The 20815-nt window shown below is 57.2% G+C and carries 20 protein-coding genes and 4 tRNA genes; 3 read left to right on the top strand and 21 right to left on the bottom strand.

Annotated elements, in window-relative coordinates:
- Nucleotides 1–108 precede the first annotated feature (108 nt).
- The 3 genes from JHC09_RS04200 to acs all read right to left on the bottom strand — a co-directional run bounded on the left by JHC09_RS04200 (nt 109) and on the right by acs (nt 4222).
- A complete protein-coding gene (locus tag JHC09_RS04200) occupies nt 109–888 on the bottom strand; it encodes a UDP-2,3-diacylglucosamine diphosphatase (RefSeq protein WP_199530934.1) in 780 nt (259 codons plus the stop codon).
- Nucleotides 889–983: 95 nt separating this feature from the next.
- Complete coding sequence (locus JHC09_RS04195) at nt 984–2066, bottom strand: glycoside hydrolase family 3 protein (RefSeq protein ID WP_199530933.1); 1083 nt, start codon at nt 2064–2066, stop codon at nt 984–986.
- A 206-nt stretch (nt 2067–2272) separates the two neighbouring features.
- Nucleotides 2273–4222, bottom strand: a complete 1950-nt coding sequence (gene acs, locus JHC09_RS04190; RefSeq protein ID WP_199530932.1) for an acetate--CoA ligase — start codon at nt 4220–4222, stop codon at nt 2273–2275.
- Between the two features lie 189 nt (nt 4223–4411).
- Between acs and JHC09_RS04185 the strand changes: the two genes are divergently transcribed.
- Nucleotides 4412–4975: a hypothetical protein gene (locus JHC09_RS04185; RefSeq protein WP_199530931.1), complete on the top strand. Its 564-nt coding sequence runs from the start codon at nt 4412–4414 to the stop codon at nt 4973–4975.
- Here the strand turns inward: JHC09_RS04185 and JHC09_RS04180 are convergent.
- From JHC09_RS04180 to JHC09_RS04145, 8 genes are all read right to left on the bottom strand, one after another.
- The gene (locus JHC09_RS04180) at nt 4972–6243 is read right to left on the bottom strand and encodes an oligosaccharide flippase family protein (RefSeq protein WP_199530930.1); all 1272 of its coding nucleotides are present in this window, start codon (nt 6241–6243) and stop codon (nt 4972–4974) included. The genes JHC09_RS04185 and JHC09_RS04180 overlap by 4 nt on opposite strands.
- Nucleotides 6240–7415, bottom strand: a complete 1176-nt coding sequence (locus JHC09_RS04175; RefSeq protein WP_199530929.1) for a peptidoglycan bridge formation glycyltransferase FemA/FemB family protein — start codon at nt 7413–7415, stop codon at nt 6240–6242. Before JHC09_RS04175 ends, JHC09_RS04180 begins: the two co-directional genes overlap by 4 nt.
- 112 nt (nt 7416–7527) lie before the next feature.
- Nucleotides 7528–8217, bottom strand: coding sequence for a YjbE family putative metal transport protein (locus JHC09_RS04170; protein ID WP_199530928.1), 690 nt, complete (start codon nt 8215–8217; stop codon nt 7528–7530).
- Between the two features lie 193 nt (nt 8218–8410).
- Nucleotides 8411–8486, bottom strand: a tRNA-Lys gene (locus tag JHC09_RS04165).
- Between the two features lie 59 nt (nt 8487–8545).
- Nucleotides 8546–8621, bottom strand: a tRNA-Lys gene (locus JHC09_RS04160).
- 59 nt (nt 8622–8680) lie between these two features.
- Nucleotides 8681–8756 (bottom strand) — tRNA-Lys (locus JHC09_RS04155).
- A gap of 54 nt (nt 8757–8810) precedes the next feature.
- Nucleotides 8811–8886 (bottom strand) — tRNA-Lys (locus JHC09_RS04150).
- Nucleotides 8887–8989: 103 nt separating this feature from the next.
- Nucleotides 8990–9205 carry a hypothetical protein gene (locus tag JHC09_RS04145; protein ID WP_169195205.1) on the bottom strand — a complete coding sequence of 72 codons (216 nt, stop codon included), beginning with the start codon at nt 9203–9205 and terminating at the stop codon, nt 8990–8992.
- 459 nt (nt 9206–9664) lie between these two features.
- Between JHC09_RS04145 and JHC09_RS04140 the strand changes: the two genes are divergently transcribed.
- Nucleotides 9665–10777 (top strand): pyridoxal phosphate-dependent aminotransferase, encoded by a 1113-nt coding sequence (locus tag JHC09_RS04140; protein WP_199530927.1) that lies wholly within the window; start codon nt 9665–9667, stop codon nt 10775–10777.
- Here the strand turns inward: JHC09_RS04140 and JHC09_RS04135 are convergent.
- The 8 genes from JHC09_RS04135 to JHC09_RS04105 all read right to left on the bottom strand — a co-directional run bounded on the left by JHC09_RS04135 (nt 10762) and on the right by JHC09_RS04105 (nt 16937).
- Nucleotides 10762–11706, bottom strand: coding sequence for an endonuclease/exonuclease/phosphatase family protein (locus JHC09_RS04135; RefSeq protein ID WP_199530926.1), 945 nt, complete (start codon nt 11704–11706; stop codon nt 10762–10764). The two genes, JHC09_RS04140 and JHC09_RS04135, sit on opposite strands and share 16 nt — an antisense overlap.
- A gap of 124 nt (nt 11707–11830) precedes the next feature.
- Entirely contained in the window at nt 11831–13390 is a 1560-nt protein-coding gene (locus JHC09_RS04130; protein ID WP_199530925.1) for a 2-isopropylmalate synthase, read from the bottom strand.
- A gap of 117 nt (nt 13391–13507) precedes the next feature.
- Nucleotides 13508–13642: a hypothetical protein gene (locus JHC09_RS17050; RefSeq protein ID WP_282567656.1), complete on the bottom strand. Its 135-nt coding sequence runs from the start codon at nt 13640–13642 to the stop codon at nt 13508–13510.
- A 136-nt stretch (nt 13643–13778) separates the two neighbouring features.
- Nucleotides 13779–14246: a GNAT family N-acetyltransferase gene (locus JHC09_RS04125; protein WP_199530924.1), complete on the bottom strand. Its 468-nt coding sequence runs from the start codon at nt 14244–14246 to the stop codon at nt 13779–13781.
- Between the two features lie 49 nt (nt 14247–14295).
- Nucleotides 14296–15171 (bottom strand): PhzF family phenazine biosynthesis protein, encoded by an 876-nt coding sequence (locus JHC09_RS04120; protein ID WP_199530923.1) that lies wholly within the window; start codon nt 15169–15171, stop codon nt 14296–14298.
- Nucleotides 15168–15665, bottom strand: a complete 498-nt coding sequence (locus JHC09_RS04115; RefSeq protein ID WP_199530922.1) for a heme-degrading domain-containing protein — start codon at nt 15663–15665, stop codon at nt 15168–15170. Before JHC09_RS04115 ends, JHC09_RS04120 begins: the two co-directional genes overlap by 4 nt.
- Nucleotides 15666–15667: 2 nt before the next feature.
- A complete protein-coding gene (locus JHC09_RS04110) occupies nt 15668–16129 on the bottom strand; it encodes a GFA family protein (RefSeq protein ID WP_199530921.1) in 462 nt (153 codons plus the stop codon).
- An 88-nt stretch (nt 16130–16217) separates the two neighbouring features.
- The gene (locus JHC09_RS04105) at nt 16218–16937 is read right to left on the bottom strand and encodes a hypothetical protein (protein ID WP_199530920.1); all 720 of its coding nucleotides are present in this window, start codon (nt 16935–16937) and stop codon (nt 16218–16220) included.
- Nucleotides 16938–17167: 230 nt separating this feature from the next.
- On the opposite strand from JHC09_RS04105, the gene JHC09_RS04100 reads away from it, so the two are divergent.
- Nucleotides 17168–18754 (top strand): autotransporter outer membrane beta-barrel domain-containing protein, encoded by a 1587-nt coding sequence (locus JHC09_RS04100; protein ID WP_199530919.1) that lies wholly within the window; start codon nt 17168–17170, stop codon nt 18752–18754.
- Nucleotides 18755–19013: 259 nt separating this feature from the next.
- Here the strand turns inward: JHC09_RS04100 and ilvC are convergent, their stop codons facing one another.
- Nucleotides 19014–20036 (bottom strand): ketol-acid reductoisomerase, encoded by a 1023-nt coding sequence (ilvC, locus tag JHC09_RS04095; RefSeq protein WP_182394074.1) that lies wholly within the window; start codon nt 20034–20036, stop codon nt 19014–19016.
- 28 nt (nt 20037–20064) lie between these two features.
- Nucleotides 20065–20712, bottom strand: coding sequence for a TetR/AcrR family transcriptional regulator C-terminal domain-containing protein (locus JHC09_RS04090; protein ID WP_248306511.1), 648 nt, complete (start codon nt 20710–20712; stop codon nt 20065–20067).
- Nucleotides 20713–20815 lie beyond the last annotated feature (103 nt).

Genomic DNA, 20815 nt, shown 5'->3' with positions numbered 1-20815 from the left:
CGCAAAACCGCGCCCCCAAAACCCTACATGAGCCGGAAGTTCAATTGACGCAAGGAGATTTTACGTGGTGACGTCAGAGGTCGCCAAAAACCGATAGGGCTCAGTCCCTTAGGTACGTTTTCGACCTGTCGTCGCGGTCATCTCCGTCCAGCGGATAAGCTCAAAATCGCCGGAATGATTTTCAACGACGGCTGTGCAGCTTTCGACCCAATCGCCGGTGTTGATGTATTGAATGCCCAAGCGGTCGTGCATGTCAGCGAGGTGAATATGACCGCAGATGACGCCATCGACACCAGTTTCCTTGGCCTCATGGACAAGGGCTTCCTCAAACCGCCCGATGACGGAAACGGCGTTTTTCACGCGCTGCTTGGCCCATGCACTGAGTGACCAGTATTGCAAACCAAGGCGACGGCGAACCCAATTGATGGCGCCGTTGACGCGCAGGGCTGCGTTGTAGGCCCAGTCGCCGACATGCGCGAGCCATTTGGCGTTCATCACCACCACGTCGAACTGATCACCGTGAATAACGAGATAGGTTTTTCCGGTGGCGGAGGTGTGGATGGTGCGCTCGACCAGCTCGATTTCACCGAAATAGGTGCCGAGATATTCGCGCAAAAATTCGTCGTGATTGCCCGGCAAGTAGACGACGCGCGCGCCAGCCTTGGCCTTGTCGAGAATGATCTGTACCAGCTGATTGTATTCTTCAGGCCAGTGCCACTGCTTGCCCAAGCGCCAGCCGTCGACAATGTCGCCGACCAGATAAATCATATCGGCATCGTGGGCGCGCAAGAAGTCGATCAATTGCTTGATGCGGATCGGTTTCATGCCGAGATGCACGTCGGACAGAAATAGCGCCCGGACATGTCGGGTTTGACGATCTTCGGCCATAAGCCAGGCGCCCTCGTTTCAAGCAGAACTTATACTATCGCTGGTCGCTATCGCTGAATACGCAAAAGCAGGCAAGTCAGAATTAAATCGCCAGCTCAACGGATACGCGACTTCAACGCGAGGATGCGTTGGTAACTCTGGTCAATATTTTTTGCAAATTCTGGGTCGCGTTCCGCCTCGGAAACGAGGATGTCGCGGATTTCTTTCCCCAGTTCTGGTCGATATTCGGCCGTGTTGGAAAAGAGAAGAACATCCACACCAGCGCGGACAGCGCGCGTCACGGTCTGTTCGAGCGTGTAGTGATCGCGGATTGCACCCATTTCGAGATCGTCAGTGATGACTACGCCATCAAAGCCGATGTCATTGCGGAGCACGCCATCGATCCACTGCCGGGACAAAGAGGACGGGGTTTTATCGCCCTCGTCGGAATAATCCGCGTGATAGAGGTGCCCGACCATCACCATGTCCATCAAGCCATCCGCCTGCATGAGACGATAAGGCTCAAGCTCAGCGTCAGACCAGGTTTTGGTGATGTCGACATAGCCTTCGTGACTATCGGCGGTCGACGAGCCGTGTCCGGGGAAATGCTTGAGTGCCGTCACCAGGCCCGCTTCATGATGCGCTTGGATAAAGGCACTGTCATAAGCTGCAACCACCACAGGATCTACCGAATAGGATCGACCAAACTTGGCGATGATCTGATTGTTGAGATTGGTATTGAGGTCTGCCACAGGGCCGAAATTGACCGAGAAGCCGACGTCGGCAATGCCGCGCGCCATTTCTGCGTAAATCGCCTCGGCTTGCTCCACCGAGTTGACCGCTGCAATCCGGGCCGCATTGGGGATTTCTTTAAAACCAACATCTTTGGTCAGGCGTTCAACCGCCCCACCCTCTTGGTCGAGGGTGATGAAGGGTTTTATGTCCGCAGACGCAGCGCGAAAACTGGCGTTCAATTCGGCAACGCCGGCAAGGCTGGAGACATTCTTTTTCAAGAACATGACGCCGCCAATAGCGCCCTCGGCCAATTGCTCGGTAACGGCGACAACGCCCTTGGACGTGGGGGAAGTGCCTTCAAAGCCCACCACGACCATCTGCCCTGCTTTTTCGGCAAGGCTGGCAGCTGTTGCTGCGGAAACCGAACCCAAAAGCACAGCGATAAACGCAAAAGTTCGAAGCAAAGCAATCACCTGGTTACGCGCAGAGGAGCAAATGGACCGTCAAAAATGTCCATAGCGTGGTGAAAATGCATTTTTAACGTGCAGAGCCAGCACCAAAGCGCGATAATGGCCCTAGGTGGACGCAATGCCGGATGTTCAACCTTTCATCCGACAACCATCAAACTTTTCGGGCGGAGACCGCAGGGTCGCCGCCCGATTTTTTTCGTTTAGACCTTGTTCTGGCGGTTGGCGATGAGATCATCCACCACAGCCGGATCGGCTAGGGTCGAGGTATCGCCCAATGCGCCAAAGTCGTTTTCGGCGACCTTGCGCAGAATACGGCGCATGATCTTGCCCGAACGGGTCTTTGGCAGGCCTGGAGCCCACTGAATATAGTCTGGCGACGCGATCGGGCCGATTTCCTTACGGACCCAATTGCGCAGTTCAGCGCGCAACTCGTCACTGGAACTCTCGCCAGCCATCAGCGTGACATAGCAATAAATGCCCTGTCCCTTGATGTCGTGTGGGAAGCCAACGACAGCGGCCTCGGATACCTTTGGATGGGCGACCAGAGCGCTTTCCACTTCGGCAGTGCCGAGGCGGTGACCCGAGACGTTGAGAACGTCGTCGACGCGACCGGTGATCCAATAGTAGCCGTCTTCATCGCGACGGCAGCCGTCGCCCGTGAAGTAATAGCCCTTGTAGGTTTCGAAATAGGTCGAAACGAAGCGACCATGATCGCCCCAAATGGTGCGCGCCTGCCCCGGCCAAGAATCCTTGATGGCGAGAACGCCTTCACCCTTGGTCTGATCCTGCAGCTTGCCTTCTGGCGAGAGCACAACCGGCTGAACACCATAGAATGGTACAGTGGCGGAGCCCGGCTTGGTCGGTGTTGCACCCGGGAACGGGGCAATCATATGGCCACCGGTCTCGGTCTGCCACCACGCATCGACGATGCCGCAGCGGTCCTTACCGATGTGCTTGCGATACCACATCCATGCTTCTGGATTGATCGGCTCACCAACGGTGCCGAGAAGGCGCAGCGAAGGCATGTCATGCTTATCAGCATATTCAGAACCAGCACCCATAAGCGCGCGAATGGCGGTTGGTGCGGTGTGGAAGATGTTGACGTTATGACGCTCAACCACCTGCCAGAAACGGCTGGAGTCTGGCCAAGATGGAATGCCTTCGAACATGACCGTGGTCGCGCCATTGGCGAGCGGGCCATAGACGATGTAGCTGTGGCCAGTGATCCAACCCACGTCTGCCGTGCACCAGAACACTTCGCCACGACGATAATCGAAGCTGCGCTCATGGGTCAGCGAGGCATAGGTGAGATAGCCGCCAGAGGTGTGCAGCACGCCCTTTGGCTTGCCGGTTGAACCAGAGGTGTAGAGGATGAACAGCGGATCTTCCGCATTCATTGGCTCTGGGTCATGGAAGGGTTCAACGCCAGCAGCGGCTTCGTGCCACCAGACGTCGCGCGCCCCCTTCATGTCGACAGTGCCGCCCGTGTTCTCGACAACGAGAACCTTGGACACGCCGGGGCAATTCTGCAGGGCAGCATCGACGTTCGCCTTGAGGGGAACGGTCTTGCCACCGCGACGGCCTTCGTCAGCGGTGATGACCAGCGATGAATCGCAGTCATTGATGCGGCCAGCCAACGAATCCGGCGAGAACCCGCCGAACACAACAGAGTGAACCGCACCGATGCGCGCGCAAGCGAGCATGGCGTAGGCTGCCTCTGGAATCATTGGCAGGTAAATGGTGACGCGATCACCCTTTTTGACGCCCAGATTCTTGAGGACGTTTGCGCAGCGGCAGACTTTTTCATGCAGCGTGCGGTAGGTGATATGTAGTGCTTCGTCGGCCGGATTGTCCGGCTCCCAGATAATCGCAACGTCATCGCCACGCTCGGCAAGGTGCCGATCAATGCAGTTGGCAGCAACGTTCAGGACACCGTCTTCGAACCATTTGATCGAGACATCCGGATAGGCAAATGTGGTGTTCTTGATTGTCTTGGGGAAGCTTACCCAATCCAGCCGCTTGGCCTGGTCTGCCCAAAAACCATCGGGGTCTTCTACCGAACGACGATAGTCGGCCTGGTATTGGTCCTGCTTGGTGTGGGTGTGCGCGAGTGCTTCAGCGCTTGGCTGGAATACGAGCTGTTCGCTCATAGGCATCCTCCCTTCGTCTCTCCCACAACTGTTCTACCTGACACCGCAACTATGCGGCAAGTACCGTGGGAGTCGCTGACCGTCTTACACCAGCATGGGGGCTTGCCGAAATGGCAGGTGAGAACCCATTAACAGCTAACCTGTTAGTGTGGCGAAACGCACCAAGAAGCGCGTCCATTGAGGGGGCTCATGGCAGAGATGACAGTACGGGCGGCGACGCCCGCAGATATCGGCCTCGTGCATCGGCAGTTGGCTGCGGTGATCCACGAGTCACCCCATTATTCAGAGCGTTTCAAAGCCCATGAAGCGGCGCGGCTGGACAAAACCTTCCTCCGCAATTTGCTCGCGATTGACCCGTGGCACATCATGATCATGTGTAGCGACGGTGTGCCGGGTGGCGCGATGGTTTCAGGTCCGGAATGCGGCGCAGTCTTCCGCTATTGGTCCTGGGTATTCCCAGAGGCACGGCAAACCAAGCTGGGCATGTTTGGCATGCGGGCCTTCGACGAGCATTGGGACAATGGCCGGTTTCACAAGACCTATACCTATGTGCGGCCTGACAATGCCGTGGCGCGCGCTTTGCTCAAACGCTACGGCTATCGGGAAACGGCGCTGCTGGAAAAGCACATCTTCGGCGAGGACTATCTCCTCATCGAGAAATTCTACACGCGCCAGGACGGGCCGTATGACAGTGGCTATATGGGGCGCCTGGGTCGCCTCAAGAAACAGATCAGGCAGTTGGTCGGCGGCTAGCGCGCGAAATATTGGCGAATGGAGACATCGACCTTGGCGACGCGCCAAGCGATGAGCCAGAGCACCAGCGACCATAGGCTAATGGCGAGGCACGCCGAAACGGCCGCGCCGACGAGCCCATAGGCTGGCACGAGGGCCAGATTGCCCAAGACGAGCGCCGATAGGCCGATGAGCACGGCCGGAACGCTGGCCCAAGGGTGATCGTAGATCGACAGCACCATGGCGGCCGGGCCCAAGAGAGAGCGCACCAGCAAGGCCAGCGACAGCAAGACCAAGGGCCAGAGGCCTGCGCCAAAACCTTCACCAAAGATTGAAAGCGCCAAGGGGCCAAAGATGATGACCCCGACCAGCATCACCAGCGCCGCAAGGCTGGCAGCAAGATTGGCTTCCCCGACTTTACGCAAGAAGCCAGCCCTATCGGAATTAGCCTCGCGCTCGAAGATTTCGGGGAGAATGACGGCATAGACCGCAGCGACACCAAAAGAGACCAGAACGAAAATTCGGCTGACGACGCCAAAGATCGCCAGATCCTCTTTGCTCAACTGGGTCGAGAGCAGCAGAAGATCGATGTCGAAGAAGAAATCGGTGGCTAGACCAATGATCACCCAAGGCAGGGCAAAGCGCCACCAGCGGCGGGTTTCGGGCTGAGGCGGCTCAAGCGCAATGGGAAGCTTGCGCAGGATCGCAAGAACATAGGCAAACTGCAGCGCGGCAATCGCCAGAAAACCGAAGGCAATGGCCCACAGCAAGGTGGCGAAGCCTTGGGTCGGTTGCTCGATGAAGGTGAGACAGACGAGGAAAGTGGCGACCACCATCATCGGTCGGAAAAGGCTGTCGGCGAAATAGCCAGCATAGGGGCGCTTGAGGCCCACGAGCACAGCACCACTGATATAATTGACCGCAGTGGCGCAGGCCAGAATGACGATGGGCAGATGCAGCGCACCCTGCCCCAAAAGCGCCAGCACCAGAACAACGCCGAAGCAAATCGCGACATGGGCATAAGCGCGCTTGATGAAGGCGACGAGTTTTCCGGTTTCGCGCTTGGCCGCATATTCGGCAACGAAGTAAGTGCCGATGGTCTGAAAGCCTAAGGGCATGAAGCAGGCGATCAAATTTACCGCTGCAATGGCGAGCATATAGTCCGCAAGGATCGCTGCGCCCCATGCGCGGGCAATCAGCGCCTGGACGATAAAGGTGAGCCCCGCCCCCGCAAGGCGACTGGCAAAAATAATGCTCGACTGCGACGCGAGCCGTCCGGCAAAACTCATGAAAACTGTCGATCCAAGGGCGGTAATGGTTGATCGGACTGGGCAATATTGCGGTTGGCGCGACTGAGAGTGCGGCGCAGGCGATGAAGCATCTCTCTCGCGCCTAAGGCCCCTACACCCAAGGCATAGGCCAGAGGGTTGGAGGCATAATTGACCACTGGAGGGACTGGGGTAATGACGCCACGCGACCCCACCATGCCTTTTTTGAATTGATGAAGGCCAAGGAAACCATCGGTCCCACCGAGATCATACCACTCAGCATCAGTGCTCTGGCTGAGCCATTGGATGATATGGAAGTGGAGGAAATAGCCCGCACGCAAAGGCAGCGCCGCAGCATTGGTCGCGCCATAAAGATAGACAGCACGCTTGCCAGCTTTAAAAATGACCGCACCCGCAACGAGCGCGTCACCCTCGTAGACATAGAACAGCTCCGGGCGCAGCGTGGGATCGAGCACAAAGAGCTTATCAAGCGTGTCAAAGGCGGAAAAATCGGGGAACAGCTTGCGCTCTGACATAGCGGCATAGAGCAATTTGAACGCACCGAGCTGTTCGGGCGGGGCGTGCTCAAAGCGCAAATTGTTTTTCTCAGACTTGGTGAGCTGGCGTCGCCAGGTTTGATCAAAGCTGGCGCGCAGCTCAGCCTCTGAAAGTTGCAGTTTGACGAGATAGCGATCGGGATAGGTGAGCGCATAGCCGCGCTTGAACCCTGCCCCGCGCAGTGCAGCATAATCAGCATTGTGCGGATCGGTGCTGGCATGGGGAAGGATCGACACCAACATCCCGCGCTTATCGGCATATTCGGCCTTCAGCGCTGCCACCATAGCGTTATAGATTGCATCAGCTTCTGGATGCTGGGTGTCAGCGATCATCGGCGCCCACTTGGCAATAGCGATAGAGGATAGCCCTCCGGGCAAGCGCTGAATCATGATCAGCACACCACCAACTGGCACATTGCTGACGTAAAACAGATTGGGCTCCAGAGTGACCGAGGGCCAGCGCAATTGAGCAAAGGCGAAGATCTGCTCCTGACAGACCGTGTCGAACCCCGAAATGATCGCATCCCAATCATCGGCACTGACCAGCCGACGTGTCAGCTCGATAGTATCCGCCCGAAGCGCGCCGCTCGGACGCAACATCTCGACGCGATCAACAGAACTAACTGCAGCGGACATAAAAACATCTTCCGGACGGCATTCAACATCCGGAAGATAAAACGCTCACATGTTTAAATTCCTACTGCGACAGTGAAAGGCCGGAGAGCTTTTCACTATCGTTTCGCAACTCTTAATGTGCAGCCGCCACATGCGGCGTGTAGAGGAACGGAATTTCCGGAATAGCAACAAAGCTACCAACGCCCTCGAGCAACATCCGAACGGCGACAAAGAGAATGATGATTAGACCAACCCAAGCGATCCAGCGGAACTTGTGCAGAAGACGCGCAATAAAAGACGCCGCGACGCCCATGAGCACTACAGAAAGCGCCAGACCAAAGACCATTGCTTCGATGTGATGTTGCGCTGCGCCGGCTACCGCCAAAACATTGTCCAGCGACATGGACACGTCGGCGATAACGATCTGGGTCACAGCCTGACGAAGGGTTTTCTTTGGCGCCTTGCCGGCAACACGTCCGTCAGCATTGATATCAGCATTGTCGAGGGCTTCGTGCGCCTCAACTTCATCCTGATGGGAAACACTGAGTTCGCGGTACATTTTCCAGCAAACCCAAAACAGCAGCGCGCCCCCAGCAACGAGCAAACCTCCGCCCAGAGAGAGAAGCTCAGTGGTGATCAACGCAAAAATAATGCGCAGTCCCGTAGCGGCCAGAATACCGATGAGAATTGCTTTACGACGCAGGTCGGAGGCTAGCCCGGCCGCGGCCAAACCAATGACAACCGCGTTATCACCAGCAAGGACGAGATCGATAAAAATTACTTGCAGGAGCGATGACAGAAAACTCGAGTCTATGCCAAACATCGAAAAATTGTCCCAGAGTATTGGCAGCGCTATACGCCTGCTCGGCCAAGCTGGGAATGCTCTTTGTCAGGCACAGATCACACACAAGCCATGACACTTGCGCATAGGGCGAGCCGAGAGCCTCGATTAAGAGGCTATCGTGCGGCCAGAACAGAATTTTAAGATTAGAAAATCCACGAAGACCTGAAGGCCTTGGTGGGTGCACAAGGGCTCGAACCTTGGACCCGCTGATTAAGAGTCAGCTGCTCTACCATCTGAGCTATGCACCCGTAAGGGTTTGGGTGATTTCTCACCCCTTCGTATTCTGACCACCGAGGTTAGAAAACCTTGGTGGGTGCACAAGGGCTCGAACCTTGGACCCGCTGATTAAGAGTCAGCTGCTCTACCATCTGAGCTATGCACCCGTAAGGGTTTGGATGATTTCTCATCCCTTCGTATTCGGACCACCGAGGTTAGAAAACCTTGGTGGGTGCACAAGGGCTCGAACCTTGGACCCGCTGATTAAGAGTCAGCTGCTCTACCATCTGAGCTATGCACCCGAAAAGGTTTGGCCGGAGCCAAGAAACAAAACCTCAATGAAGAGATTTAGACTTTGGTGGGTGCACAAGGGCTCGAACCTTGGACCCGCTGATTAAGAGTCAGCTGCTCTACCATCTGAGCTATGCACCCGAAGGCGGTGTGAACCGCCGTCACCAAAGTGGGTGCTATGTAACAAGCGAGTTTCCGACTGTCCAGCGTGAAAAATGCTGGATGTGTATAACTTTGCTGAGAGTTAGGCAGGCTGCGCTTTTCGGCACCGCAAATAGGAATAGTCTGACATTTCAACGACATTGGCGCCGAAGGTGGACAGCTGCGCCTGCTGATCTTCCAACAACGTTACCGTACGCGCGATGATGTATCGAATCTCTTCAGTCCGGTCGTCATCCCCCTCGAGAATGGACACGGCGCGCAACAGGTAGTCACGTGCGAGCAGGTGCGATGATTGCATAGGAGGCTCCGCAATGAGTTTTGGAGAAGACACTGGTTGAAACAGGCGCGAATTTGCCTGACCCAAGTTGCAGCGCTGTTGCACTGTCCGACTCAGATTAAGTCAAATGCGACAGATTCCGGTAAAGTGCTGTGGGTATGTAAAATTTGTCGATACCGATGAGTTTAATCACGGGGGCGAGAGGTGGGGTTTTGGGGGGCGTTTTGACCGGTGATATTGCAGGGGTTTAGGGTGTGGCTGGAGGTGTGGAAGGCCCCCTCACCCGACGCTACGCGTCGACCAAGCCATTCGAGCGTAGCTCTCACGGCCTTCTCCGCTAAGATCGGTCCACCGGACCGATCTCTTCACGCTGCGAAGCCCCCGAAGGGAGAGGTGAAGAGAACAGCGACGAAAAACCTAGGGTCGGGGTGGCTTGCCTGAGGGTAGACTGGGGGACGATTCGTACGAAGGAATAGCCCTGTGCCCGTCCCGCCATTCACCGCAGTGGTCGATACTCTGCCCGAAACTGTACCCTTTGTCGGGCCCGAAGCGATTGAGCGGCGGACCGGAATTAAGACGCGCGCGCGTATCGGCGCCAATGAATCTGTCTTCGGCCCGAGCCCAAAAGCGCTGCAAGCCATTCGCGACAATGCCGACAGTGTTTGGTCTTATGGCGACCCAGAGAATTTTGAGCTGCAGCATGCTCTCGCCGCCAAGTTTGGGGTCTCGCCTGATGAAATCACCATTGGTGAGGGCATTGACGGGCTGATGAGCTGGGTCGTTCGCCTGTTTATCGCACCGGGCGATAAGGTGGTTATGGCGGCGGGTGGCTATCCGACGTTTATCTATCATGTGTCGGGCTATGGCGGGGATTTGCACTACGTCCCCTATATGCGCGACCATGAAGACCCAATCGCCTTGGCCTCAAAGGCCCGCGAAGTGGGCGCGAAAATGGTCTATCTCGCCAATCCGGACAATCCGATGGGAACCTGGTGGCCCGCCGAGACCATTCAGGCGTTTATTGATGCTGTGCCGGAAGACTGCATCATTGTGCTCGACGAAGCCTATGGCGAATGCGCGCCCGAAGGCACAATGCCCGCCATCGACACGACGCGCCCCAATGTCTTGCGCATGCGAACCTTCTCGAAAGCCTATGGCTTGGCCGGGATGCGTTGCGGCTATGCCATTGGCAATGCGCGCCTAACCCGCGCCTTCAATCGCATCCGCAACCATTTTGGTATTTCCCGCCTGACCCAAGCGGCGGCCCTCGCCGCGCTGCAGGACGAAGCACACTTGCAATGGGCGCTAAACTCGATCGATGCGTCGCGTGAGCGTCTTTACGCCATTGCCAGAGAACACGGGCTAGAGCCCATTCCATCGGCGACCAATTTCGTGACCATTGATTGCAAGCGCGATGGCGCGTTTGCCAAGGCCGTGCTCGATGCGCTGGCCGAACAGGGCGTGTTTATCCGAAAGCCCGGATCGCCGGGGCATGATCGGTGTATCCGTGTCAGCTGTGGGCCTGAACGCGAAATGGATATTTTCGCGGCAGCGCTGCCCATCGCGCTCAAGCAGGCTCAGGGCGCGGCGTAGAGGCTGATTTCTGCGCGCAACGGCAAATGATTGGACCCTATAGGATCACCCGCCTCTAGGGTTTTTATACGCGCATTGCCACGCGAAAAAACGTTGTCGATTGGCACGCCGAGCAGCCCGAGATTGACCGGCCAGGTGGCCGAAGGCCAGCCACCGATGGCAAGGCTTTGATTGGCGGCCAGAGTGGCAAGCGGATCGGACCAAGGGGCCGAATTAAAATCCCCCGCCATAACGACTGGGCCTTCGATGGTGTTGAGGAACTCGCCGACGGCCTGAAGCTCAACCCAAGAGGCCCCATCAAAATAGGGTTTGGAGAGGTGTACGCCGACAATGGTGACGGTCTCGCCATTGAGCGTCAGTTCGGCAGAGACGAGACGATCGCGGGCAAATGGCGGCAAGCGCTGCACACGGGCATTTGCCATCGGCAAAGCTGAGTGAAGCGATATATCGCACACCTTCCCCTCCTCGCAGCCGACGCTATAGGGCAAGGCGCGCTTGAGCCGATCAAACTGATGGCTGATGCCGGGGCTTTCCAAGATCAGAGCAACATCGGGCGGGTTGGCCAGAATGCTATCCACCAGCTTGGAGGGCGTGGGATTATCAAACAAGACATTGAACGAGAGCAGCGTAAATTCTGCCTTGGGCGCTTCATAAATCGGCGGACGACGCCCGAGGTAATCGCGGACATAGGTGACGCTGTGAACGGCACCGGCGATCATGATGAAGAGCAGGAGGATGCCGCGCAGACGCGCGCCAGCGATCATCGCGCCGATGGCGAAAATCGCGCCGAGCGCGAGGATGTGAAAGCGCAGGGTTTGGAGCAAGAGCTCGCCCGGCAGGCCCGGCAGATACCAGATCAGTCCGAGAAGGCCGAGCACAACTAAACCTAGCGCCAGCATGGCGCCGCGGAATTCTGCACGCTTGAGCATCAACACTCCATCATCACCCGAGTGATCGGCTAGACCAGTTTCGACAGCTCAGTGCAAGTGCGCAAAACAAAAGGCCCCGGCTTATCGCCGAGGCCCATAATGACACTTGCGTGTTTAAAAGCGATTAGCCTGCCAGCGCGCCTTGTGCGGCAGCACCACGCTCGATGACAACACGGTTGAGTGCGTTGAGATAAGCGCGGGCCGAAGCCACCAGAGTATCAGGCTCGGCAGCATTGCCCGAGGCGATACGGCCGTTCATTTCGAGGCGAACGTGTGCCGATGCCTGCGCGTCGGTGCCCCCGGTTACGCCGTCAACCGCATAGAGAACCAGATGCGGGTTGGCGTCTGCGGCCAGCTTGATGGCGTTGAAGATCGCGTCAACCGAGCCCGTGCCTTCATAGGTCACTGACTTTTCTTCGCCCTCAATGGTGACGGTCAAATTGCACTTGTGAATGCCACCGGTCTTGGAGATGACTTCGAGGTCAACCAACTTGATGCGATCGCCAGCCGAACCGACTTCGTCATCAACCAGCGCTACAAGGTCAGCGTCGTAAACGTGCTTCTTGCGGTCAGCCAGATCCTTGAAGCGCTGGAAGGCTTCCTGGAAGGCATTGTCGCCCAGCTCATAGCCCAATTCCTTGAGCTTGTCCTTGAACGCAGCGCGGCCCGAGTGCTTGCCCATGACCAAGGTGGTTTCCTTGATGCCGACGCTCGCCGGGGTCATGATTTCATAGGTTTCAGCATTCTTGAGCATGCCGTCCTGGTGGATGCCGCTCTCATGGGCGAAGGCGTTCTTGCCGACGATGGCCTTGTTATACTGAACCGGGAAGTTCGCAGCGGCAGCCACAATACGGCTGGCGCGCGAGAGGTGTGTGGTTTCGATTTCGGAATAGAACGGCATCGCGTCGCCGCGAGTGCGCAGCGCCATGACGACTTCTTCCAAGGCCGCATTACCAGCGCGTTCGCCCAGGCCGTTGATCGTGCACTCGATCTGACGCGCGCCACCGGCAACACCGGCGAGCGAGTTGGCAACAGCCATGCCCAGATCGTTATGGCAGTGAACCGAGAAGATCGCCTTATCCGAGTTCGGCACGCCTTCAATGACGGTCTTGAACATGCGGAAATGTTCGTCCGGCACAGCGTAACCAACCGTGTCTGGCAGGTTGATGGTGGTCGCACCAGCACGGATGGCGGTGTCGACGCAGCGCATCAGGAATTCGATTGGCGTGCGGGTCGCGTCCATTGCGGACCACTCGACGTCGTCGATGAGGTTACGAGCCTGCGCCACGGTGCGCGCAATGATCTCGATCACTTCGTCTTCAGTCTTCTTCATCTGGTGGGCCAGATGGATCGGCGAAGTGGAAACGAAGGTATGGATACGGCCAGCATTGGCGTGGCGCACAGCTTCAGCGGCGCGATCAATGTCGGCGGTGATGGCGCGAGCCAAACCAGCAACGCGCGCGTTCTTGACGTGCTTGGCGACAGCGACCACGGCTTCAAAGTCGCCGTTCGAGGCAATCGGGAAACCGGCCTCGATAATGTCGACGCCCATTTCGTCCAGAGTTTCAGCAACCTGCAGCTTTTCTTCCAGCGTCATCGTCGCGCCGGGCGACTGCTCACCATCACGCAGGGTGGTGTCAAAGATGAAGACGCGTTCTTTATTGGAATTGGTTGCAGCGGTCATACTAGTCTCTTTCTTATCGGCCCGGGCGCAAAGGCTCACTGGACCGGACAAAATCTCTGTTCGGTTTAAGATGCGCACTCCCCTGACCACCCGCTCGCAAAATCGAGCTGTCGGTTATCAGGGGCTGATAAGAAGGAGGAGAAGGAGTGGAAGCAGCGACAGCGCAGCAACAATCGCGAGCTTGGTCTGGTTGACCTGCTTCTGAGCGACTGCAATGGCTTTGGCGCGGTTGCGCTGCATACGAGTACCCAAGAGTACGGCTTCTGATAATTCCAACAATGCGCGAACTGAAAGCACGTTGCAAGACCAATGTGACAAAATGCGTTCGATTAGCAGCAGAGAGGCTTGAAAAATAACGAGCGGGATCGGGAAGATTTTATGAACTGGGTTATTCTTGCCGTTTGCTGACCCGGCGCATTTCAAAGCCGGTTTTTGTATTGGCAAAGCCGCAATTGGCATAGAAACCGAGGACTTCGGGCTTTGCTGAGCCCGTGAGCAGCATGATCTTGTAGCAGTCGGCAAGCCAAGCGTGGTCGACGACGGTGCTGAGAAGATGTCGACCGAACCCTTGCTTGCGGAAATCGGCGTGGGTGACGACGTTCTCAAGCAAAGCGAACGGGCGACCACCGCGGGTGAGATTCGGTACGATCACGACGGTTACGGTGGCGACAATCTGGGTGTCGACCAAGGCGATGAACACGCCACTGCCCGGCATGACGGCAAACCGCGCCAGATTTGCTTTGAGCGTATCTGCGCGCAGCACAGGGTCATCGGGATGCAGCTGGCGATAGAGGATGGCAAGACCCGCAAGATCGTCGGCCGTAGCCAAGCGTATGGTGCTTGCAGATATCGCCATGTTCATCTCCCTGTGCGTTGCAATAGAGAGGCGACGTTAGCCCCCTCCCCTATAGTTCGAGTGTACCGGAGGCGATGATGACGGCGTCGCCACCGATGGCCGCGTGGGTCAGTGCCCCAGCCTCTTTCTTGATGTGGATGGTCATTCGACACGGCCGGCCCATTTCATGGCCCTGACGAAGACCAAAATCAGCATGCTCATTGTCTCCGAGCTGAGTGGCCAACATGCCGATAAGAGCGGCAGCGGCGGAGCCTGTGCCGGGGTCCTCGAGGCGAGCGTTGAACATGCGCGCGGCGATGTCGACGCCGGGCTCGTTGGGCGTGAGGGTAAAAATATAGGCCGAGTTCCGCGCGAAGGGGAAAGCCTTCTCCCAGATCAGCGCATTGGGTTTGACGCGTTTGAGCACTTCAGTGCTGCGCACCGGAATGAGGTGGAAGGGATTACCCGCCGAGTAGCCCGCAGGCCTATAGAACTCGCACCCGATATCTTCCGGCTCAAGACCAAGCGCCTGGGCGATAGTGAGCGTATCGGGGAGATCGCCGACAAACTCGGGAAACTTCGGCAGGGTAAAGCGCGCGGAGCCCGTGCGGTGGTCGATCTTTTCGACAAGGGCTGAAACGAGCCCGATCTGCTCCTCAATCCGAACCACCCCGCCCCGACCGTTGAGGCCGAGAACGACAGCGGCGCCAACGGTCGGATGCCCGGCAAAAGGCAACTCCTGCGTGGGCGTAAAAATGCGGATCGAGGCCGCATTCCGCTCAGACAGAGGTTTGAGGAAAAACACCGTTTCGGAGAGATTGAACTCCTTGGCAATGGCCTGCATCTCGTCGTCCAACAACCCCGTGGCATCGGTAAGGACAGCGAGAGGATTGCCGCGCAAAGGCGAGCGGGTAAAGACGTCGAGAAGCAGGTAATCGCGTTTCACGCTGCAGTCTCCGGCAGAGCATAGTCAGCGCGCGCCTTGCCCAGATAGTCGCAGAGCGCATCAACGACAACGCCGTGATCCTTACGGCCCGGCAGGCCCGAAATCGTGATGGTACCGATAATGCCTGCGCCCGGTACGCGAACCGGGAAACCTCCGCCCGCAATCACATAATCAGCCGGATCGGCACCTGACTGCGGCGAGAATGGCACTTCGCCACGCTCAAGCACGAGGCGGTAGGATGCGCGCTGGAAACGGCGCACGGAATTGATCTTGCGACGGACCCATTCAGCATTGTCTGCGCCCGTCCCTTCAATCGCCGTAAAGAACAATTGGCGGTCCCAAGTGCGAATATCGCAGACGAGGACAAGGCCTTCCGCCAGCGCGCGGGCGCGTATCGCCGTGCCAATGGCATAGGCGACGTCTTCGTTAAATGCAGGCAGGACAAGCTCCAGTTCCTGGCGTTTCACTAGGGCAATTTCGTCGTCTTTGGTCATATTCAAACCTCGTTCGCCCTCGCCCATGCTTGGATGAGGGGTTCGCGGCCCGGTGGGCCTTTTGGAAAATTGACAAGTGTTGGATCAATGGGCGCCCAAGACGCAGCGCTATCCGTCCAGATATTGCCGACCGGCTTGGCCCAGCTGATATCATCGAGCGTCCCGGCGCGCACAATGCGGAAACCGGGGCTTTGCGGATCGTTCCAGAGCCAGCTGTAGCAGGTGGAGCAAAAGTTCATGGCAATGACATTGCCGCTGTCGGCGGTGCGCTGATAGGTGACCACCTCGCCGGTGACAGAAAAACTCGCATCCGGAACAACGACCGGCATGCCCCATGACGAGCCGGACGCGCGCTGGCAGTCTTTGCAGTGGCAATTATAGACGGTCAGAGGTGGTGCGCTCAGCGTGTAGCGGACCTGCCCGCAGCTGCATCCACCCGAAACCGGAAATTTTGGTAGTGCCATCTCGCCCCTCCAGACGATCAGCCAGCGACTCCCCGCGCTGACTTGCACCACCAGTTGTACCGGCTTTTTGCTCTACTGCGAGGGGATTTTAGGGGCGAATAAAGCCGCCGGTTTCGAAGGCCCAGAGTAGCGCCGCCACATAAGGCAGAGGCTCGCCAAACGCTTCAAGCTCGGCCTTGCTGCGCACGGCAACAACATCGGCCAGCTCGCGCTCTTCTTGCATATCCAGATTGGCGCGAATGGTGGCGAGCATGTCTTCGGCTGTGTGCGGAAAGTAGAGGGCGCGAGCGACGGAAACGCGCGGGCCATCAAACACGGCAACCATTTCTCCCTCAACGCCATCGGCATAGGATAGGCCGGTCTCTTCCATCAACTCGATTTCAGTGCTGCGCCGCACATCGACCGACCCATTTGGCAGAACGTCACGCGGCTCAAGCGAGCCTGCGGGCGGGTAAATGCGCCCAGCATTGGCGGTGTCGGCGCCCATGACGCCCAGAATAATTGCGTTATCGGAGGAGATGATCAGCGCCGAACCGAACAGATTGCGCAGGCCAATCTCGGGAAACCCCTGATCGCGCCAGGTCATGAAGGCAGAGAAGGCATCTTCATAGGCTGTGGCGCGCAACACGCCATTGCCGTCAATTTCTGGAACAGAAACGCCGATGATGCGGCCATCCCAGAGATGGGGATTTTCTTGAAGTTTGCGCGCCCAAGTCTCCCCCACCGCTGCGCGCAGAGCCTGCGGCAATGGCCAAGCTTCGTGACTAAACCGAATATCGAGGGCGGTGATGGGAAATACGGAAGTCATGGTTGCCTAGTGCGGTATACAAAAGTTCGCAAAATTTCTCTACCAACCATCCCTATTCGGTCTTGGCCATGAGGACCACAGCGGCAGCACGAGAGCTTACTGCAAAGCTCTTAACAACCTCACGCAGCGCCACGAGAATTCACATTTCGAAGCCGTGATTAAATCTTTATCATCTATTCGAATTTAAGAACTTCAGAATTTTAATACGCGCTTTGCCGGATATTTTTTTAATGTATGCCTTTGCTCGTTTCATCTGGACGACACGTCTGGTCTCAGTTGCCTCTCTGTCGGCCGCAGCCCTCCTTACAACCTCACTGGGCGCCTCGGCGGAAACCTCTACATTTTCGACCACGCCTTCATCGACCCAGTTGACCCGCGTACCACAGATATACGAAGGCGTTAGCCATAGTTTTCCTCGCTACGGCACTTGGAGTTTCATCTATTCGCAATACGCGTTCCAAGTGACCGAAACTGGAAGTTATAAGGTCGTAGCGACGACACTCAACGATAACGCCCCGATCGTCAACGTCAGTTGGATTTTGAACGGCGAATTCGCGCCTGACTCCCCAGACGCTCCAACGACACCTATTGAGAATTTCATTGTTGGCGCTAACAATATGGGAAACGTCTCCACGATGCCCAGCGTCAACCTTACGGCGGGCAACCATTACACCATTCTCACCGTCTATGAACAAAGCACCGCAGGTTCGTATCCCTATACCGTCACTTGGGTCTTTGAAGGCCCCGGCTGTGTGAACATTGGGAGCCACACGTGTGTCGACGCTGCCCCAAAATCGGGCTCCATTTTGACCAATACTGCGCCGGGCACGATTAATATCGCCCGCGATTTCGGTCATTCGGTACAAGGACGCATGGGCCAGTTGCGCAATGGTGGGCACGCAGCAGATGTCCCCGACACTCAAATCTTGAGCTTCTTCCCGAGCGCACAGCATGAGGGCCTAGACGCCATCGGCTCGGCCACGACGACTGAAGCCCGAACGCAAGCACTGAGCTTTTGGGTCAAAAGCTTCGGCAATTTCATTTCCAATCGCGGCAATGGCGCGAGCCCCGGCTTCAATCAGTCCGCCGGTGGTGTCATCTTTGGTGGCGATACCCAAGTTCTCGACGATATGTGGATTGGGGCGTCGCTTGGCTATGCCCAGTCTCAAACTTCGGGGAATGCCGATTCCGGCAATGCCTCGGCCGACAACTACCACGCCGGTCTCTATGCCAATTGGTCTAAGGGCCTGTGGTATGTGGCAACCGATCTGGGTTTAGCGCTTTCGCACTTCAAGACCGAACGCACGGTAGGTGCCAGCACGGCCAAGGGCGAGTCGCATGCGCTCGATACCAGCGTGAGCGCGGAATTTGGCTACCAGCTTGATCTCGGCGGCACCACCTTCACCCCATCGGCAGGCTTGCGCTACGACGTGATCAACGCAAAAGGCTATGGCGAGACCGGTGCTGGTGCATCCAACCTCAAGGTTGATGATGCCATCCACCATGCCTTGCGCATTGATGTGGGGGCTGAAGCCAACACAGTCTTTACCCTCACCGAAGATCTTGAGCTTGAGCTGTCAGCCACAGCGCGTTGGCAACACGACCTTCTCGACATGGGTTACACCACAACGCAATCGCTGAGCGGAACAACCTATCAGGTCAGCGCCACCGATCCGGGTCGTGATGCAGCTGTCCTCGGCCTCGGTGCGAAGGCCGTGTTCAGCGACAATCTCAATGTGACGCTGGATTACGGTGCAGAGCTCCGCGCCCGCCAAACCAACCACACCATCACCGCCGGACTGCGCTTCACCTGGTAAGCGCAGGACCCCGTTTGACTGTCGCCATCCCTCATTGTCGCGCGCGCCCGCGCCGCCAGTGAGGGGCTGGCCGTCGCCCCTCCCCGACAAGACAAGCAAGATTGGGCAGACCGCCCCGCGACGCGCGACGGCGTTTCATGCCTGTACTCTCTCGGCCTGAGCCTGCAAACACGCGGACTTTGGGCAACTGGTCGTCTGGAGTGGGAACAAAAAAACGGGGGCCCAAAGGACCCCCGTTCAATAGAGAAACTAATAGAAATTAGTTCTTTGCCTTGTCGACCAGTGCGCCGGCCTTGATCCATGGCATCATGTCGCGCAGCTGGTGACCAACTGCTTCGATTGGATGCTCGTCAGCCAGACGACGGGTTGCCTTGAAGCGTGCGCCGCCACCCGACTTGATTTCCTGCATCCACTCGGAGGTGAACTTGCCCGACTGAATGTCGTGCAGAACGCGCTTCATTTCGGCCTTAGTTTCCGAAGTGATGATGCGCGGACCGGTGACGTATTCGCCCCATTCTGCAGTGTTCGAGATCGAGTAGTTCATGTTCGCGATGCCGCCCTGGTAGATCAGGTCGACGATCAGCTTCACTTCGTGCAAGCACTCGAAGTAAGCCATTTCTGGTGCGTAGCCAGCTTCCACGAGGGTTTCGAAGCCCGCGCGGATCAGCTCAACGAGACCACCGCAGAGAACTGCCTGTTCGCCGAAGAGGTCGGTTTCGCATTCTTCGCGGAAGTTGGTTTCGATAACGCCCGAACGGCCGCCACCAACACCCGAAGCATAAGCCAGAGCGATGTCATGTGCATTGCCCGAAGCGTCCTGGTGAACAGCGATAAGGCATGGCACGCCGCCACCCTTAACGTATTCGCCGCGAACGGTGTGGCCTGGGCCCTTTGGCGCGATCATGATCACGTCAACGGTCGACTTTGGTTCGATCAGGTTGAAGTGAACGTTCAGGCCGTGTGCGAAAGCAAGAGCTGCACCGTCACGGATGTTTGGCTCGATGTCCTTCTTGTAGATATCGGCCTGGAGTTCATCTGGGGTCAGCAGCATGATGACGTCTGCCCATGCTGACGCGTCGGCAACCGACATAACCTTGAGGCCTTCGCCTTCTGCCTTAACAGCAGATGGTGAACCTGGACGCAGACCGACGACAACGTCGGTGATGCCGGAGTCGCGCAGGTTCAGAACGTGGGCGTGGCCCTGCGAACCGTAACCAATGATGGCGACCTTCTTGGCCTTGATGATGTTCAGATCGGCGTCGCGATCGTAATATACGCGCATTGGGAGTCTCCCTCGGAAAGCGGTTTGTTTATGTATTGGCCTTTGCCCCGTAAAGGGCCAAGAATTGATCTGTCGCAGCTTTAACGTCGGCTTCGACGTTTTCTTCGACATTGGAGCTGGTCAGGGCCTTGTCGCCGAGCAGCAGACGGATCTGCACATCGCGAACCACAAGACCAAAGAAAGTGCGGTATGCCTCTTCGCTAGAGGTGAACCGCAGAAGGCGCGCGTCACGCGCAGCTTCCAGAATGGGTTTGAGGCGGCGGCGAATGGCCAAAGGACCGTTCTCGAGCACGATATTGCCCAGAGAATCCTTCTCCTGCGCCGCATGCGTAATGGCTGTCCGGTTGAGCGTGACAGACACTTCGCCGATAATGGTCATCAGCAGATCGCGCGCAAAAGCTTCAAGGCTGGTGCGCAGCGCTTTAAGCGACAAATGGCTACGGTCGACAAATGGCATACGCACTTTGGCGGCCTGCCATTGCACAGTGGCGGTGAGCAGACCATCGCGGTCGCCAAACCACTTGTAGAGGGTTTCCTTCGAGCACGAGGCGCGGCGCGCCACGGCTGTCATTGTCAGCCCGTCACCGTTCTCGACCAGAAGATCGAGCGCGGCCGTCAGCACTGCTTGCTGGCGGGGCGTAAACGTCTCTTCGTTGACCTTGATGGCGAGTGCCACGACCATACCTTCCACGCGTTGACCGAACGCATCGGCGTTAATCCGTTCGATGGCGTACCGTACGGTACGGTTCGAAGCAAGTGGATTCTTCGGATTAGGCGGA

The sequence above is a fragment of the Devosia sp. MC532 genome (assembly GCF_016461625.1).
Classification (GTDB): Bacteria; Pseudomonadota; Alphaproteobacteria; order Rhizobiales; family Devosiaceae; genus Devosia.
The sequence above is the reverse complement of the archived record's forward strand: the minus strand, read 5'-3'. Positions and strand labels throughout refer to the sequence as shown.